At 52.8% G+C, this 16,527-nt stretch carries 13 protein-coding genes; 7 read left to right on the top strand and 6 right to left on the bottom strand.

The features are described from left to right. Nucleotides 1–182 precede the first annotated feature (182 nt). The gene (locus PAGR_RS21320; RefSeq protein ID WP_170934936.1) at nucleotides 183–1,472 is read left to right on the top strand and encodes a dicarboxylate/amino acid:cation symporter; all 1,290 of its coding nucleotides are present in this window, start codon (nucleotides 183–185) and stop codon (nucleotides 1,470–1,472) included. Nucleotides 1,473–1,717: 245 nt separating this feature from the next. Next, the gene (locus PAGR_RS21310) at nucleotides 1,718–3,226 is read left to right on the top strand and encodes a M16 family metallopeptidase (RefSeq protein WP_013024042.1); all 1,509 of its coding nucleotides are present in this window, start codon (nucleotides 1,718–1,720) and stop codon (nucleotides 3,224–3,226) included. A gap of 4 nt (nucleotides 3,227–3,230) precedes the next feature. On the opposite strand, the gene PAGR_RS21305 is transcribed toward PAGR_RS21310, so the two are convergent. From PAGR_RS21305 to kdgK, 3 genes are all read right to left on the bottom strand, one after another. After that, nucleotides 3,231–4,103, bottom strand: coding sequence for an alpha/beta hydrolase (locus PAGR_RS21305; protein WP_014607005.1), 873 nt, complete (start codon nucleotides 4,101–4,103; stop codon nucleotides 3,231–3,233). A 435-nt stretch (nucleotides 4,104–4,538) separates the two neighbouring features. Next, nucleotides 4,539–4,961 (bottom strand): VOC family protein, encoded by a 423-nt coding sequence (locus PAGR_RS21300; protein ID WP_014607004.1) that lies wholly within the window; start codon nucleotides 4,959–4,961, stop codon nucleotides 4,539–4,541. A 66-nt stretch (nucleotides 4,962–5,027) separates the two neighbouring features. Beyond that, nucleotides 5,028–5,960 carry a 2-dehydro-3-deoxygluconokinase gene (gene kdgK / locus PAGR_RS21295; protein WP_014594997.1) on the bottom strand — a complete coding sequence of 311 codons (933 nt, stop codon included), beginning with the start codon at nucleotides 5,958–5,960 and terminating at the stop codon, nucleotides 5,028–5,030. Between the two features lie 268 nt (nucleotides 5,961–6,228). Between kdgK and pdeH the strand changes: the two genes are divergently transcribed. Further along, nucleotides 6,229–7,002: a cyclic-guanylate-specific phosphodiesterase gene (gene pdeH / locus PAGR_RS21290; RefSeq protein WP_024472018.1), complete on the top strand. Its 774-nt coding sequence runs from the start codon at nucleotides 6,229–6,231 to the stop codon at nucleotides 7,000–7,002. 63 nt (nucleotides 7,003–7,065) lie between these two features. Beyond that, nucleotides 7,066–9,123 (top strand): AsmA family protein, encoded by a 2,058-nt coding sequence (locus tag PAGR_RS21285; RefSeq protein ID WP_014594998.1) that lies wholly within the window; start codon nucleotides 7,066–7,068, stop codon nucleotides 9,121–9,123. Here PAGR_RS21285 and ppiC read toward each other — a convergent pair whose 3' ends face one another. Next, entirely contained in the window at nucleotides 9,124–9,405 is a 282-nt protein-coding gene (ppiC, locus tag PAGR_RS21280; protein WP_013024048.1) for a peptidylprolyl isomerase PpiC, read from the bottom strand. Nucleotides 9,406–9,552: 147 nt separating this feature from the next. On the opposite strand from ppiC, the gene rep reads away from it, so the two are divergent. Then, nucleotides 9,553–11,574, top strand: a complete 2,022-nt coding sequence (rep, locus tag PAGR_RS21275; RefSeq protein WP_044042498.1) for a DNA helicase Rep — start codon at nucleotides 9,553–9,555, stop codon at nucleotides 11,572–11,574. A 16-nt stretch (nucleotides 11,575–11,590) separates the two neighbouring features. Here the strand turns inward: rep and gppA are convergent, their stop codons facing one another. Both gppA and rhlB read right to left on the bottom strand, forming a co-directional pair. Continuing rightward, on the bottom strand, nucleotides 11,591–13,075 hold the full coding sequence (gene gppA / locus PAGR_RS21270; RefSeq protein ID WP_014594999.1) for a guanosine-5'-triphosphate,3'-diphosphate diphosphatase: 1,485 nt from the start codon (nucleotides 13,073–13,075) through the stop codon (nucleotides 11,591–11,593). 7 nt (nucleotides 13,076–13,082) lie between these two features. Further along, nucleotides 13,083–14,375: an ATP-dependent RNA helicase RhlB gene (gene rhlB / locus PAGR_RS21265; protein ID WP_013024051.1), complete on the bottom strand. Its 1,293-nt coding sequence runs from the start codon at nucleotides 14,373–14,375 to the stop codon at nucleotides 13,083–13,085. A 117-nt stretch (nucleotides 14,376–14,492) separates the two neighbouring features. Between rhlB and trxA the strand changes: the two genes are divergently transcribed. Both trxA and rho read left to right on the top strand, forming a co-directional pair. Beyond that, nucleotides 14,493–14,825, top strand: coding sequence for a thioredoxin TrxA (trxA, locus tag PAGR_RS21260; protein ID WP_006121430.1), 333 nt, complete (start codon nucleotides 14,493–14,495; stop codon nucleotides 14,823–14,825). A gap of 341 nt (nucleotides 14,826–15,166) precedes the next feature. Continuing rightward, nucleotides 15,167–16,426, top strand: coding sequence for a transcription termination factor Rho (rho, locus tag PAGR_RS21255; RefSeq protein ID WP_006121431.1), 1,260 nt, complete (start codon nucleotides 15,167–15,169; stop codon nucleotides 16,424–16,426). Nucleotides 16,427–16,527: the final 101 nt, after the last annotated feature.

Raw genomic sequence — 16,527 nt, 5'->3', positions numbered from 1 at the left:
CAAAACCCCTTGCTGAAGCGTTTCAGTTCAGAATTACGCTTGTATCATTTCCCCTGACTTTGCAGCCCTGTATTAATCACGTAAACAGAGTGTTATTTTCTGTCCACTGTCTGGCCCGGCCTGCCTCGCCAGCCAGTCACAATAAAAAATCCGACAACATTACCCTATTCGTTAGTGGATACCTGTTTATGAAACTATTTAAAAGCCTTTATTTCCAGGTTCTGGTCGCCATTGCTATCGGCGTACTTATGGGCCATTTCTATCCAGATTTAGGTACCCAAATGAAGCCGTTAGGGGATGGCTTCGTTAAATTGATCAAAATGATCATCGCGCCTGTGATTTTCTGTACGGTGGTGACCGGTATCGCCGGGATGGAAAGCATGAAAGCCGTCGGCCGCACGGGTGCGGTTGCGCTACTCTATTTTGAAATCGTCAGTACTATTGCGCTGATTATCGGTCTGATCGTGGTTAACGTTGTACAGCCTGGTGTGGGCATGAACGTTGATCCCGCGACGCTGGATGCGAAAGCCGTGGCCATTTATGCCCAGCAGGCCGAGCAGCAAGGCATCGTTGCCTTCCTACTGGATGTGATTCCGGGCAGCGTGATTGGTGCTTTTGCCAGCGGTAACATTTTGCAGGTCCTGTTGTTTGCCGTCCTGTTCGGTTTTGCGCTGCATCGTCTGGGCAACACGGGCACGTTAATTTTCAACGTGATCGAAAGCTTCTCCAAAGTGATTTTTGGCATCATCAATATGATCATGCGCCTTGCGCCTATCGGGGCATTTGGTGCCATGGCCTTTACCATCGGTAAATATGGCGTAGGTTCACTGGTCCAGCTTGGACAGCTGATTATCTGCTTCTATATCACCTGTATTCTGTTTGTGGTGGTGGTGCTGGGACTCATCGCTCGCGTCTTCGGTGGCTTCAGCATCTTTAAATTCATTGCCTACATCAAAGAAGAGCTGCTGATTGTACTGGGCACCTCTTCATCGGAATCTGCACTGCCACGTATGCTGGATAAGATGGAACGGCTGGGCTGTAAGAAGTCAGTGGTGGGGTTGGTGATTCCAACAGGATATTCCTTTAACCTGGACGGAACCTCAATCTACCTGACGATGGCGGCTGTCTTTATCGCCCAGGCCACCAATGCCCACATGGATATCTTCCATCAAATTACGCTGCTGGTCGTGCTACTGCTGTCTTCCAAGGGCGCAGCCGGGGTAACGGGCAGTGGGTTTATTGTGCTGGCGGCAACGCTTTCAGCAGTAGGACATTTACCGGTTGCTGGCCTGGCGCTGATTTTAGGTATTGACCGCTTTATGTCTGAAGCGCGTGCGCTGACCAATCTAGTCGGTAACGGCGTCGCCACGGTGGTGGTGGCAAAATGGGTTGATCAGCTGGATAAAAAACAGCTGGGTGACACGCTGGCGGGCAAAAATAAGGCAGAAAATCCCTCAGAATCTGCGATTTAACCTTTGAATGTGATTTAATCCTCTCAAATGCCCGCTGTCACTTGCCCTGACAGCGGGCATTTGGATAATAAACCCCACTTGTTTTTTTCAACGTTTTTCACTTCGTTGCGTGACATCCCGGTCTTCCTGTGGTCAAACCTGTTGTTAATGATCGGCAGCGCGAATCGGCCATGTCCGGTTTGCTTATAAACGCGGCTAAACGCGCCAGTGATAACGATTTTTGAATTGTTTGAGTAGGGGTTCACATGCAGGGCACCAGAATTCGGCTTTTGGTTGGTGGATTAGTACTGGCAGCGACCAGTTACGGTGCGCCGGCAGAAACGCTGCAACCTGATCCAGCCTGGCAACAGGGAAGACTGGACAACGGATTTAACTGGCAACTGTTGGCAACACCGCAACGGCCAAGCGATCGCATTGAGTTACGCATGGTGGTTAATACCGGTTCACTGGTGGAAAGCGCCCAGCAAACTGGTTTCAGCCACCTTTTGTCACGCCTGGCGCTGGTACACAATACCGCCCTGGATACGAATCAGCAGCGCGCATTATGGCAGCAGAGTATCGATCCACAGCGGCCTCTGCCGCCGGTTATTTCATCGTATGATTACACGCAATACAATTTAAGCCTGCCCAATAACCGCCCTGAGTTACTGAAAGAAGCCCTGAACTGGCTGGCGGCCACGGCGGGTGATATGGCGATTACCAATCAGGTTGTCGATACAGCCCTGTCCGCTTCCGATCCGGTAAGAACCTGGCCTGCGGATACTCAGGATGTCTGGTGGCGCTATCGGCTGAAAGGGTCGGCGTTGCTAGCGCACGATCCGGCTGAGAAACCGCGTGCCCCCGTTGACGTCGCGCAGCTGAAAAGTTTCTACCAGCAGTGGTATACGCCAGATGCCATGACACTTTATGTCGTCGGCAATGTCGACAGCCGCAACCTTTCTGAACAAATCAACAAAGCGTTTTCACCGCTGGAAGGCAAGCGCAGCGCCCCTGCATCCATGCCCACCTTGTCTCCTTTACCGCACGATCCGGTTAATCTGGTCAGCGGCACGTTAGCGCAGGATCGCCTGTCCCTTGTCTGGGATACGCCGTGGCAGCCCATCCGGGACTCACAGAACTTGCAGCGTTACTGGCGTAGCGATCTGGCGCGCGAAGCGCTGTTCTGGCACGTGCAGCGCGCGATGAGCAATAAAAAAGTTCAGGGTGTGCAGGTGGGATTTGACTGTCGGGTGCTTTACCAGCGCGCGCAGTGTTCCATTAATATGGATACGCGCAATGACAGCCTGGAACAGAATATGAACCTGGTTGCCCGCGAGCTGGCTGCCGTGCGCGATAACGGTTTGCCACAGGAAGAGTTTGATGCCCTGATGGCCCAAAAACTTCTGGAGCTGAATAAGCTGTTCACAACCTACGCGCGCACAGATACTGACGTGCTGATTAGCCAGCGTTTACGCTCTCAGCGCAATTCAGTGGTAGATATTGCACCGGAGCAGTATCAAAAGCTGCGGCAGGATTTTCTCTCCGGCCTGACGCGCGATCAGCTCAATCAGGAGTTGCGGCAGCAACTTAGTCAGGAGTTAATGATGGTACTGATTCAACCGGAAGGTGAATCAGAAACCAACGTTAAGAGCCTTAAAACGGGCTGGGATAAGCTGATGACGTTGCCTGCGACAGCATCTGCACCGGCGGCCGGCGGGGACGTCAGCCAGCCGGACAGTAACGCTGCCGGTGATGCAGCGCCACCGACCTCCTGATCCATCAGGTTTTTGCCCTGAGCCATTCGGTCACTAACATTGGCCAACTGGCGAGGGGCAAATCCGCGACGCCACGGATGCCAAAACCGTGCCCGCCTTTCTGGTAAAAATGCACTTCGACGGGAACATTGTGTTCCCGTAATGCGCTGAAAAACACCATGCTGTTATTCACCGGGACGGCATCATCATCGGCGGCATGAATCAGCAAGGTCGGCGGCACCTGGTTGTGCACCCGGGTTTCGAGTGAATAGGCATCAATCGCTTTCTGGTCAGGCCATGCGCCTAATAAACGGGTGCGCGAGCCTTCATGGGCCAGGCCATCACGCATACTGATCACAGGATAAACCAGCACCATAGCGTCCGGACGAGGCGAAAAATTCTCTGCGTTGTCCTGAACGGGATAAATCTTCTCCGCAAACCGCGTGCCGAGACTTGCGGCAACGTGGCCGCCAGCCGAAAAACCCATCATAACAATGTATTTGCCGTTCAGCCCACGCTGCGCCCGCTCACGCAGGACGCGCACGGCTCGCTGCGCATCGGCGAGTGGAGCATCTGGTCCTTCATGATGTCCGTCATAGGGCAGGCGATAGGTCATGACGGCCAGGGTGTAACCCATAGAGGTGAAAAAGGTTGCCAGCGCGCTGCCTTCACGGTCAATCATGATGCGATGGTAGCCACCGCCGGGCGCGACCAGGAGCGTAATCCCGTTGGATTCCACAGGATGCCAGATAGCCATTTCCGGGCAGCGAACGCCGGTTGCCACGCGATCGTAGGGTTCGTACTCTTTTGCCGTATCGACGATTTGTGGCTGAGCGCGAGAATCGCTGGCACCGGGCGCATCACCATTAGGCCAGATATTAATGATTTCAGTATTCATAGCTGTGTCCTGATGCGAGAGATGTTGTCGTTGTTTTGTTCGCGGCCGTGAAAACAGCATCCTGCTGTCGCTGTTTAAAAGATGGCCTGTTTTGGCCTAATCGTCCAACTCAAAACCGCTAAAATGCCGAGATTCAGACTATGCCTGGCATGCTGAATATGGTGCTAAGCCGATAATTTTAAAGGAATAAAAATAAATTAAGATTAGCCAGCATTAACGGAGGAGGGCAGGATAGAGCAGGAAGAAAACGGGTTGGCTGACTTAAGTGAAATGAATGGATTTTCCTTTTGCCCTGACGGAAACGGAGGACATATTTATCGTGTTTTTATTTAAAGAAAGTGATGTGTTGCTGCGCGGTTAATCGCTGTGCAAGCGGGAAGTCTGGCACGGGCTGCACTGCGCCAGAACGCGAGCGCTACGCGCTTTCATCAATAATTAGCCTGTTTCGAGCGTTAAACTTCCAGAAGGATGCCCAGGCAATCTCCCAGTAATCGCCATCGGGATCGCGAAAATAACCGCTGTAGCCGCCCCAGTGGACTTTTTGTTGCGGCTTGACCTGGTTCCGCCGTGATGTTGTACCAAAGCTATGAGATCATCGACCTCCTGCTCTGACTTAACATTTATGGCAAAAGTAATCCCGTTGAACCCGCCGTCAGCCAGCGCAGGCGGATGGCTTTCATTGATATCTTTTGCCAGATTTTGCAGCGGATAAAGCTCAAGCCTGGTGCCGGCATGATTGAAAAACACAAGGGGCGGATTCTGCTCAGTCACCTGCGTTTTAAAACCGATGCCTTTATAAAAGGCTAGGGATTTTTCCATATCACGCACGCCCAGGCAGACCAGATTGATGCGATTCATACTGACTCCGTTTACAGTCAGGCATGGCCAGGATACTCGTCTCATCCTGGCCACGCGACAGAGCAATTATGCAGGCATATCTTCCTGCGGAATAATCGCCCCACGAAACTGAATAACCGTGCTGGCAGTGAGATGACCACGCTGGGCGGCCTCCTCGACCGAGGCGCCAACCAGACGCTTAGCCAGATAGCCCGCACTGAACGAATCGCCCGCCGCCGTGGTGTCAATGATCTTTTCTTTAGCCAGCATGATTGACGGAACCTCTCTAACAGGCTGGTCTTCCGCGGCAATCAGGCAGGATTCCGCACCGCGCTTGATGACGATCTCGCTAACGCCTGCCTGACGTGCCCGGGCAATGACGTCTTCGACAGGCTGCACGCCCCATAACAGATGCTCGTCATCCAGCGTCAGGAAGGCAATATCCGTGTTATCGAGCATCTTTTGATAGGCCTGGCGAGTACTGGCATTGTCTTTCCACAGGCGAGGCCGGTAATTATTATCGAAAATCACCTTGCCCCCGTTTTTGCGGCAGTTTGCCAGCAGCTGCATGAGCTTTGCACGGCTGGCGTCAGTCAGGATAGCAAGACTGATACCGCTGAGATAAAGGTAGTCGTAATGTTCCAGCTGCTGGCAAATGTCTTCTGCCAGAGGGCCATTAAGCCAGTAGCGTGCCGCCGCGTCATTGCGCCAGTACCAGAATGTGCGCTCGCCCTGGTCGTCTGTCTGGATCATGTACAGACCGGGCATTTTATCCTCAAGGCGTTGGATAAGGTCGGTATGCACGTTTTCCTGCTGCCAGCGGGCGATCATCTGTGCGCTAAAGGGATCGTTTCCCAGCGCCGTCACGTAATCCACCCGGATTTTGTGTTGATCGACCTGTCGGGCAAGGTAAACGGCCGTATTGAGCGTATCACCGCCAAAGCCGCGTTTAATGTTGTCGCCTTTTTCGGACAGTTCAATCATGCATTCACCGATAACGGCGATTTTTTTATGCGTCATGGTTTAAGGCCTGTAGTTTACATTTGCTTCAGTCTCGCGTTTGTTAGCGTCATCGTCAACTTTTTAAAACAGCGTTTTAATTTAATTTAGGGTGAGGTAAAGCGATAATTAACCCGATAAAGCGGCTTGTTTCGGCGATTGTCGCACTAAAAGAGGCGTAGACTCGTTGCTTCAACGTGGCCGGGTTTTCACTAAGTTGTCGAATGTTAAACGATAAACGCTGCCAGGCCGCCAGATGAAGGCGCTTACTATCAACCAGGAAAAGACCATGGTTATGGAGAATTTTAGTCAATGGCTACCTTCTTCAATTGACATCAACCCGCAGCAAAAAAAACGTCTCATCTGGCAACAGTGTCAACGCAGCTATACCTTTCAGCCCATCTATAAGGTTTCGGGGCAACTGCTGGCGATTGAACTGCTGACGGCCATCACACATCCGTCTGAACCAGAGAAGAAACTGTCTCCTGAAGCCTATTTTTCTGAGCTGGAAATAGCACAACGCCTTGATATTGTTCAGGAGCAGTTAGAATTACTCACCCAGTGGGAATCGTTCTTTGGTCGCAATAACGTCATGGCATCAGTGAATATTGACGGCCCTTCGTTGTCGTTGATACAAAACCATGTACCGATTCGCAGTCTGATTACCCGTTTACCCTGGGTTCGCTTTGAGCTGACCGAGCACCATGTCCTGCCTCAGGAGGAGATGGTCGCGCAAATGCCTGAACTGGGGCCGTTGTGGCTGGATGATTTCGGTTCGGGCATGGCGAACTTCTCTGCACTGACCGAGCTTAAATACGACTACATTAAGCTGTCACGTGAACTTTTTATTCTCTTACGTGCGTCAGATGAAGGCCGGATACTTTTTCCCATGCTGTTGTCGCTGATAAATCGTTACTGCAACGGCGTGATTGTTGAAGGCGTTGAGACGCAACAGGAGTGGGATCAGGTTAAATCGTCCCCGGCGATGGCGGCTCAAGGGTATTTTTTTTCTCGTCCTGCTCCCTTTTCCGAACTGGAAAGCCTTCCTGTGCAGCTTGATTGATCCCTTCCCGCGCGCTCTCGACTATCTTTAACGGAGACCGTGAAAGAGCAGGGAGGAAGCCTAATGTCACGCGCCGGAAAAATTGTAAGCTGGATTGGCGGGATTGTTGTATTACTGATCGTCGTTGTAGTGATAGTCATTGCAACATTCGACTGGAATCGCCTGAAACCCACTATTAATCAGAAAGTGTCTGCGGAACTTAACCGTCCCTTTGCCATTCGGGGGGATTTGGGCGTCGCATGGCAGCGTAATCCTGAAGAACCCGGATGGCGCGGCTGGTTACCCTGGCCTCATCTGCACGCCGAAGACATTATGTTGGGCAATCCCCCTGATATTCCTGACGTGACCATGATTCACCTGCAACGCGTGGATGCCACACTTGCCCCGCTGGCCCTACTGCACAAAGAAGTCTTTATCCCGTGGATAAAACTGCAGCAGCCTGATGCCCGCCTGATTCAGACCGCCGATAAGAAAAACAACTGGACCTTTACCCTCGCTGACAGCGACAGCAAAGATGATAATGCGCCACCTTCAGCCTGGTCATTTCGTCTCGATAATATTCTGTTCGATCAGGGCACCATTCTCTACCGCGATGCCGTTAACCAGGCCGATGTCACGCTGAAGGTTAACCCGCTTGGCAAGCCTGTGCCCTATTCACAAATCGCGGGCGGAGACGATAAACAACAAGGCGCGGGTGATTTTGTCTTTGGCTGGCAGGCAAGCGGCAGCTACCACAATGAAAAACTCACGGGTCAGGGCAAGATTGGCGGCATGTTATCCCTGCGTAGTCAGACCACAGCGTTCCCGATTCAGGCAGACGTCCGGAACGGTAGCACGCGCGTACAGCTGACCGGCGGCGTTCAGGATCCCCTGAATCTGGGCGGGCTGGACGTGCGTCTACGTTTTTCTGGCGATACGTTGGCAAACCTCTATGGTCTGACCGGCGTTCTGTTACCGGATACCCCGCCTTATGAAACTGATGGCCGCCTGATTGCCAAATTTACCGGCAAAGACGGCGCCGTTTTTCGTTACCAGGGATTTAATGGTCATATTGGCGACAGCGATATTCATGGCTCCCTGACCTACAGCCAAGGCAAGCCACGGCCAAAACTGGTCGGTGAACTCAGATCGGATCAGTTACGTATGGCGGATCTGGGCCCGTTGATCGGTGTTAACTCGGGCAAGGGCAGCGAGAAAACCGAACAGGCCAAGGCAAAACGCGGTGAAAAAACCGTACAGCCTGCGGATCGCGTTCTGCCTCACGACAGGTTCGACACCAAAAGCTGGGACGTTATGGATGCGGATGTGAAGTTTAGCGGCAAGCGCATCGAACACAGCAGTTCACTACCGTTGAGCGATCTTTATACCCATTTGCAGCTCGATAACGGAAACCTGCTGCTTGATCCACTCCGTTTCGGTATGGCGGGCGGTAATCTGAACAGCACCATCCGCCTGGAAGGGAATCGCTCACCGATGCGGGGCCGGGCCGATATTCATGCCCGTAAACTTCGCCTGCGTCAGCTGTTCCCCGACGTACAGGCAATGCAAAACAGCCTTGGGCAGCTGAACGGCGATGCCAGCCTGACCGGCACCGGCAACTCCGTTGCTGACCTGCTGGCAACCAGCAACGGTCAGTTGAAACTGCTGATGAACGACGGACTGATCAGCCGCAACCTGATGGAAATTGCCGGACTCAACGTCGGCAACTATCTGGTCGGTAAGCTGTTTGGTGATGATGAAGTTCGTATTAACTGTGCGGCCACCGATCTTAAACTGCAAAACGGTCTGGCCACGCCAAACCTGTTCGTGTTCGATACGGAAAATGCCGTCATTAACGTGTCAGGCAACGCGAACTTTGCCAACGAGCGGCTGGATCTTTCAGTCAATCCAGAAAGTAAAGGCATCCGAATCGTGACCCTGCGCTCGCCCTTGTATGTTCGGGGCACCTTCAAGCATCCGGACGCTGGCGTGAAAACCGGTCCCTTACTGGCACGCGGGGCGGCGGCGGTGGCATTAGGTGCTGTGGTCGGGCCTGCGGCAGCGCTGTTGGCGCTGATTTCACCCAGTGATACTGACGAGAATCAGTGCAGCCGGGTCCTGCAGCAAATGAAGAAGAAGTGATCAGTTGCGATAGAGCACTTTGATAATGTGATAACCAAAAGCGGTTTTCACCGGCCCGAAAGGTTGTAGCAACGGGCAGGTGAATACCGCTTTATCAAAAGCCGCGACCATTTTTCCCCGACGAAACTCGCCTAAATCTCCCCCGTTCCGACCAGAAGGGCACACAGAATGCTTGCGGGCAAGCTGCTGGAAGTTTTCGCCTTTTTGCAGTTTTTCCAGCAGGGCGATAGCCTGCGCCTCGTGTTTCACCAGAATATGTAAAGCTGCGGCAGTTTTCGCCATGATAATGTCTCTGTTGTGTATAATCGTCCCCCATTATAAACCTGTCTTTTCAAATCGCAGATGCGTTTACCGCACCTGTTCACTGAGCCTGTACATGCCGGCTTGCGGTTTGAAATCGGTATCTTATTTCAACAGAGCGATGTCCCGATGCGTTTAAACTCCAGCCAACAACGAGCCGTCGAATTTGTTACCGGTCCCTGTCTGGTGCTGGCAGGCGCTGGCTCGGGAAAAACCCGCGTAATCACCAACAAAATCGCGCATCTGATTCGTGAGTGTGGCTATCAGGCCCGCCATATCGCCGCCGTGACCTTCACCAATAAAGCCTCACGCGAAATGAAAGAGCGCGTGGCGCAAACGCTGGGGCGCAAAGAGGCGCGCGGCCTGATGATCTCCACGTTTCACACGCTGGGTCTGGAAATCATCAAGCGCGAATATGTGGCGCTGGGCATGAAGTCCAACTTTTCCCTGTTCGACGATCAGGATCAGCTGGCGTTACTCAAAGACCTCACCAGCGAGTGGCTGGAAGAGGACAAGACGTTACTGCAGCAGCTCATTTCTACCATTTCGAACTGGAAAAACGATCTGGTCGATCCGCCGCAGGCGGCCGCGCTGGCCCGCTCGGAGCGGGATAACGTGTTTGCCCATTGCTATGCCCTGTATGACCGGCATCTCAAATCCTGTAACGTGCTGGATTTTGACGACCTCATTCTGTTGCCCACGCTTCTGCTACAGCGTAATCAGGACGTCCGCGAGCGCTGGCAACAACGTATTCGCTACCTGCTGGTGGATGAATATCAGGACACAAACACCAGTCAGTACGAACTGGTGAAGCTGTTGGTCGGCACCCGTGCGCGTTTTACCGTGGTAGGAGATGACGATCAGTCGATTTACTCCTGGCGCGGTGCCCGGCCACAGAATCTGGTCCTGCTTAATGAGGATTTTCCGGCGCTGGAGGTGGTCAAGCTTGAGCAAAACTACCGCTCTTCACAGCGTATTCTCAAAGCCGCGAATATTTTGATCGCCAATAATCCCCATGTGTTTGAGAAGCGTCTTTTTTCTGAACTGGGTCTGGGCAGTGAACTCAAGGTGCTGAGTGCCAATAGCGAAGAACATGAGGCCGAACGGGTAACGGGCGAACTCATTGCCCATCACTTTATTAATAAAACGCAGTATAAAGATTACGCGATCCTGTACCGCGGTAATCATCAGTCCCGCGTGTTCGAAAAATTCTTGATGCAGAACCGCATTCCCTATCGCATTTCAGGCGGGACCTCGTTTTTCTCTCGTCCTGAGATCAAAGACCTGCTGGCTTATCTGCGGGTGCTGACCAATCCCGATGATGACAGCGCTTTCTTGCGTATTGTGAATACGCCACGGCGCGAGATTGGTCCGGCAACGCTGCAAAAACTCGGTGAGTGGGCCAATATCCGCAATAAAAGCCTGTTTAACGCCAGCTTTGATGTGGGCCTTGGGCAAACGCTGACGGGGCGCGGCCTTGAACATCTGCAGCGCTTCACCCACTGGCTCAACGACATTATCCAGCTCAGTGAGCGTGAACCGGTTAATGCCGTGCGCGATCTGATTCGCGGCATCGATTACGAAAGCTGGCTGTTTGAGACATCGGGCAGCCCCAAAGCCGCTGAAATGCGGATGAAAAACGTCAATACGCTGTTTCAGTGGATGACGGAAATGCTGGAGGGTAGCGATCTGGATGAGCCGATGACGCTGGCGCAGGTTGTCACCCGCTTTACGCTGCGCGACATGATCGAGCGCGGTGAGAGCGACGAAGAGCTTGATCAGGTACAGCTGATGACGCTTCATGCCTCAAAAGGGCTGGAGTTCCCCTACGTGTTTCTGGTCGGCATGGAAGAAGGGCTGTTGCCGCATCAGAGCAGTATCGATGAGAACAACATTGAGGAAGAGCGCCGTCTGGCCTACGTTGGCATTACCCGCGCGCAGAAAGAGCTGACGTTTACCTTGTGTCGGGAGCGCCGTCAGTATGGTGAGCTCATCCGCCCTGAACCCAGCCGCTTTCTGCTGGAGCTGCCGCAGGACGACGTAGTGTGGGAAACCGAGCGCAAAGTGGTTAGTGCAGAGGAGCGCATGAAAACCGGCCAGAGTCGGGTGGCCGGGTTGCGTGCAATGCTGGAAAAGGCGAAAAAGAGCTAATCCGTCGCAGACGGGATCAGGAAAGCGTTAACGACCAGTGAACATAGGACTGATAGTGGCTTTCCTGTTCGAGCAGCTCGGCCCGCAGAGGATGTGCTTCCAGCCAGCCCGCCGGTAACGTAACGTGCAGTGCTTCATCATCCGCCTGCATACGAACGGCGGGTAACGTGTCATCACGACGCCGAGTCGAGAAGATAATGGACAGCCGTAGCAGACGGCACAAACGCTCGGCCAGCCGCGGCGGCAGGGCGTTTTGTTGCGTGAGTAGCGCAAGGTCGATGCTGCCACTTTGATTTTGCAGTAAACAGGCCAGCAATTTTTTCTGCGCTGGGGTGAAACCCGGAAGATCGAGGTGGCGGACCAGATAGGCCGCGTGCTGCGGTGCCTGACGGAAATCGACGCTCAGCCCGATTTCATGAATCGCACAGGCGCTTAGCAGAAGCTCCCGACAGCGCTGATCCAGTTTCCAGTGAACACTGACCTGGCGAAAAAAACTTTCCGCTAGCTGCCGGACCCTGTCTGCCTGGCAGACATCAATATTGAACCGGCGCTGCACATTTTGCAGCGTGCGGCTGCGAATATCGCGATCGACAGGCAGGTGCAGCATTCCGTACACCAGCCCTTCGCGCAGCGCGCCGCCGGCCAGCGTCATGCTGTCAATATTGAGTTCCTGAAAGATGGCAATAAGAATGGACAAACCGCTTGGAAACACTAACGCCCGCTCCAGCGTCAGGCCTTCGATTTCAAGCTCTTCAAGTTTGCCGCACTGAATGGCCCGCTGTTTTAACTGCTGTAGCTTACTCAGGGTGATGCGCTCATCCATGCCTTGAGCGACCATGATTTCCTGCAGGGCCTGAACGGTTCCGGACGCACCAACGCACACCTGCCAGCTCTGTTTGCGCAGTTCTCCGGCAACAGGTTTCAGCATCGCTTTGGCAGCCTCTTCAGCCTGGTCAAAATTCTCTTTAGCCAGGTGGCGATCGCCAAAGAATCGCTCCAGCCAGGTGACACAGCCCATCTGCAGGCTAAACAACACGTTGGCATGGGAGCCATCGCCGGTGGCTAACTCTGTGCTGCCACCGCCGATATCCACGACCAGGCGTTGATCGGAACCCCCGGTAGTATGTGCTACGCCTTGATAAATCAGACGCGCTTCTTCTTCGCCGCTAATCACATTGATGGTGCAACCCAGAATCTGTTGCGCCTTATCAAGAAACGCCTGCGCATTAGCAGCAATGCGTAACGTGGCGGTTGCCACTACCCGAATTTGATCGGGAGGAATATCCTGAAGCTGTTCAGAGAAAAGCCGCAGACATTGCCAGCCCCGGGCCATGGCTTCGGCGGACAGGCAATTGGATTTATCCAGGCCTGCTGCCAGGCGCACCTTGCGCTTGATTTTGGCGATGGTCTGGATACTTCCTGACACTTCGCTGACGACCAGCATATGAAAGCTGTTAGAGCCTAAATCAATTGCAGCATAGAGAGTCGATGCGCTTAGCATGGTCAACTTAACCCGAACGTTTACGGTTGCTATGACGGGGTGCACCGCGACGGCCGGTATTGTTGCCTCCGCGACGCTGACCGTTGCCTGAGCGATTGCGCGTCAGACGTTTCGGTGGCGGTAATTCAGTTAACAGCGCGTCGCTGTTGTATTTACTCACCGGAATGCTGTGACCAATGTACTCTTCAATACCGGGCAGGTTTAATGCGTACTCTTCACAGGCCAGGCTGATGGAGTGACCGCTTGCGCCTGCACGTCCCGTACGGCCAATGCGGTGAACATAGTCTTCGCGATCGTCCGGCAGGTCATAGTTAAATACGTGCGTCACCGCAGGAATATGCAGGCCACGAGCCGCAACGTCGGTCGCGACCAGAATATCAATATCGCCTTTGGTAAAGTCATCCAGGATACGTAAACGCTTCTTCTGTGCCACGTCACCCGTCAGCAGGCCGACCCGGTGACCGTCTGCAGCCAGATGGCCCCAAATGTCTTCACAGCGATGCTTGGTATTCGCAAAAATGATTGCTCTGTCAGGCCACTCTTCTTCTACCAGCGTCTGTAACAGGCGCATTTTCTCTTCATTCGAAGGGTAGAAAAGCTCTTCTTTAATGCGATGACCGGTTTTTTGCTCAGGTTCAACTTCAACGTATTCGGCGCTGTTCATGTGCTCGAATGCCAGCTCACGCACGCGGTAAGAGAGCGTGGCGGAGAACAGCATGCTCAGGCGTTGCGTGGCAGCAGGCATGCGACGGAACAACCAGCGGATATCTTTTATAAAGCCGAGATCGAACATGCGATCGGCTTCGTCCAGTACCATGACCTGAATGGCACCGAGATTGACGTGATTCTGCTTGGCGTAATCGATTAAACGGCCGGTGGTACCCACCAGAATGTCGACACCGTTTTCCAGTACTTTTAACTGTTTGTCGTAGCCATCGCCACCGTAAGCCAGACCTAATTTAAGGCCGGTTGATGCCGCCAGTGGTTCAGCATCGGCGTGAATTTGCACCGCAAGTTCACGGGTTGGGGCCAGAATTAAAGCGCGAGGTTGGTTAACCTGGCGGCCCTCTGGAGCAGGGTGAGAGAGAAGATGATGAAACGTTGACGTTAAAAACGCCATCGTTTTGCCGGTACCGGTTTGCGCCTGACCTGCGACATCACGCCCTGAAAGCGTAAACGGCAGTGCTAACGCCTGGATAGGCGTGCAGTTATGAAACCCTTTTTTATCAAGGGCTTCCACCACCAGAGGGTGCAGGGCGAAGTCGGAAAACTTCTGTTCAGTTAAGTGTGTTTTGCTCATAGTGTGGTAGAATATCAGCTTACTATCGCTTTACGAAAGCGTATCCGATGAAATAAAGTCAACCAACATTGGTTTATATTACGCCAATTCGCCAGGCACAATCTTGTGGAGTAAAACATGAGCAGCGATAAAATCGTTCATCTGACCGATGACAGTTTCGACACCGACGTGCTAAAAGCCGACGGCGTTATACTGGTAGATTTCTGGGCTGAATGGTGTGGTCCTTGTAAAATGATCGCGCCAATCCTTGATGAAGTTGCAGAAGAGTATGATGGCAAACTGACCATCGCTAAGCTGAATATTGACGATAACCCAGGCACTGCGCCTAAATACGGCATTCGCGGCATCCCGACGCTGCTGCTGTTCAAAAACGGTGAAGTCGCTGCGACAAAAGTGGGCGCATTGTCCAAAGGTCAGTTAAAAGAGTTCCTGAACGCCAACCTGGCGTAATCGGGCCGGGCGTCCGGCAGTGGTTAAATTTTTGCCTGCTGCTGGACGTTCGCTTTTAAGCGTGCTAACTTATTTTCACTGCACTATGAACATACCTTGTAGTTAGCATTCAAAGTTTTCTCTTGTTAGACCCTGTCATACTGTACCTACCAGCGGTTTAGCAATCTAACGACTAGCTCTACTCTGACTAAGTCGACCGTCTCCTCGCTCCCAGTCATTATTCAAGACGATGATCGTTGAGAAGAGTTGAAAAAGTCATTAACAGAACAGGCATGGACTAACTGCCATACCATTCACGACAAACATTTCGAGTATTACCCCGAGTTTAAGAACCCATCAATATGAATCTTACCGAATTAAAGAATACGCCGGTTTCTGAGCTGATTACCCTCGGCGAGAATATGGGGCTGGAAAATCAGGCTCGTATGCGCAAGCAGGACATTATTTTCTCAATCCTGAAGCAGCACGCGAAAAGCGGCGAGGACATCTTCGGTGATGGTGTGCTGGAGATATTGCAGGATGGATTTGGATTCCTCCGCTCTGGAGACAGCTCCTACCTCGCCGGTCCTGATGACATCTACGTTTCTCCCAGCCAAATTCGCCGCTTTAACCTCCGCACTGGTGACACCATCGCCGGCAAAATCCGTCCACCAAAAGAAGGTGAGCGCTACTTTGCCCTGCTGAAAGTTAACGAAGTTAACTACGACAAACCAGAAAACTCGCGTAACAAGATTCTGTTCGAAAACCTCACGCCGCTGCACGCTAACAGCCGTCTGCGTATGGAGCGGGGTAATGGCTCAACTGAAGACTTAACCGCTCGCGTACTGGACCTGGCGTCACCGATTGGTCGTGGTCAGCGTGGTCTGATTGTGGCACCGCCGAAAGCCGGTAAAACGATGCTGCTGCAGAATATCGCGCAGAGCATTGCTTACAACCATCCAGACTGTGTGCTGATGGTGCTGCTAATCGATGAGCGTCCGGAAGAAGTGACAGAGATGCAACGCCTGGTGAAAGGTGAAGTGATCGCGTCCACCTTCGATGAACCGGCTTCGCGTCACGTTCAGGTGGCCGAGATGGTGATCGAAAAGGCCAAGCGCCTGGTCGAGCACAAAAAAGACGTCATCATTTTACTCGACTCCATCACGCGTCTGGCCCGTGCCTACAACACCGTCGTTCCGGCCTCCGGTAAAGTACTGACCGGTGGTGTGGACGCCAACGCCCTGCATCGTCCTAAGCGTTTCTTCGGTGCGGCACGTAATGTGGAAGAGGGCGGGAGCCTGACCATCATTGCGACGGCACTGGTGGATACCGGTTCGAAGATGGATGAAGTGATTTACGAAGAGTTTAAAGGCACCGGTAACATGGAGCTGCATCTCTCGCGTAAAATTGCCGAAAAACGTGTCTTCCCGGCGATTGACTACAACCGTTCAGGTACCCGTAAAGAAGAGCTGTTAACCTCTCAGGAAGAGCTGCAGAAAATGTGGATCCTGCGTAAGATTATCCATCCAATGGGTGAAATCGACGCGATGGAATTCCTGATTAACAAGTTGGCCATGACCAAAACCAACGACGAATTCTTCGATATGATGAAGCGTTCTTGATCCTTTAGAGCGTCATCTGACTATGATGGCGTTTTTTTCTTTAAATGGTCATAAAATAGCCCCGACGCCACGTTCTGACGTGGCGTTTTTTATTTTCGGGC

Source organism: Pantoea ananatis PA13 (assembly GCF_000233595.1).
GTDB lineage: Bacteria > Pseudomonadota > Gammaproteobacteria > Enterobacterales > Enterobacteriaceae > Pantoea > Pantoea ananatis.
The sequence above is the reverse complement of the archived record's forward strand: the minus strand, read 5'-3'. Positions and strand labels throughout refer to the sequence as shown.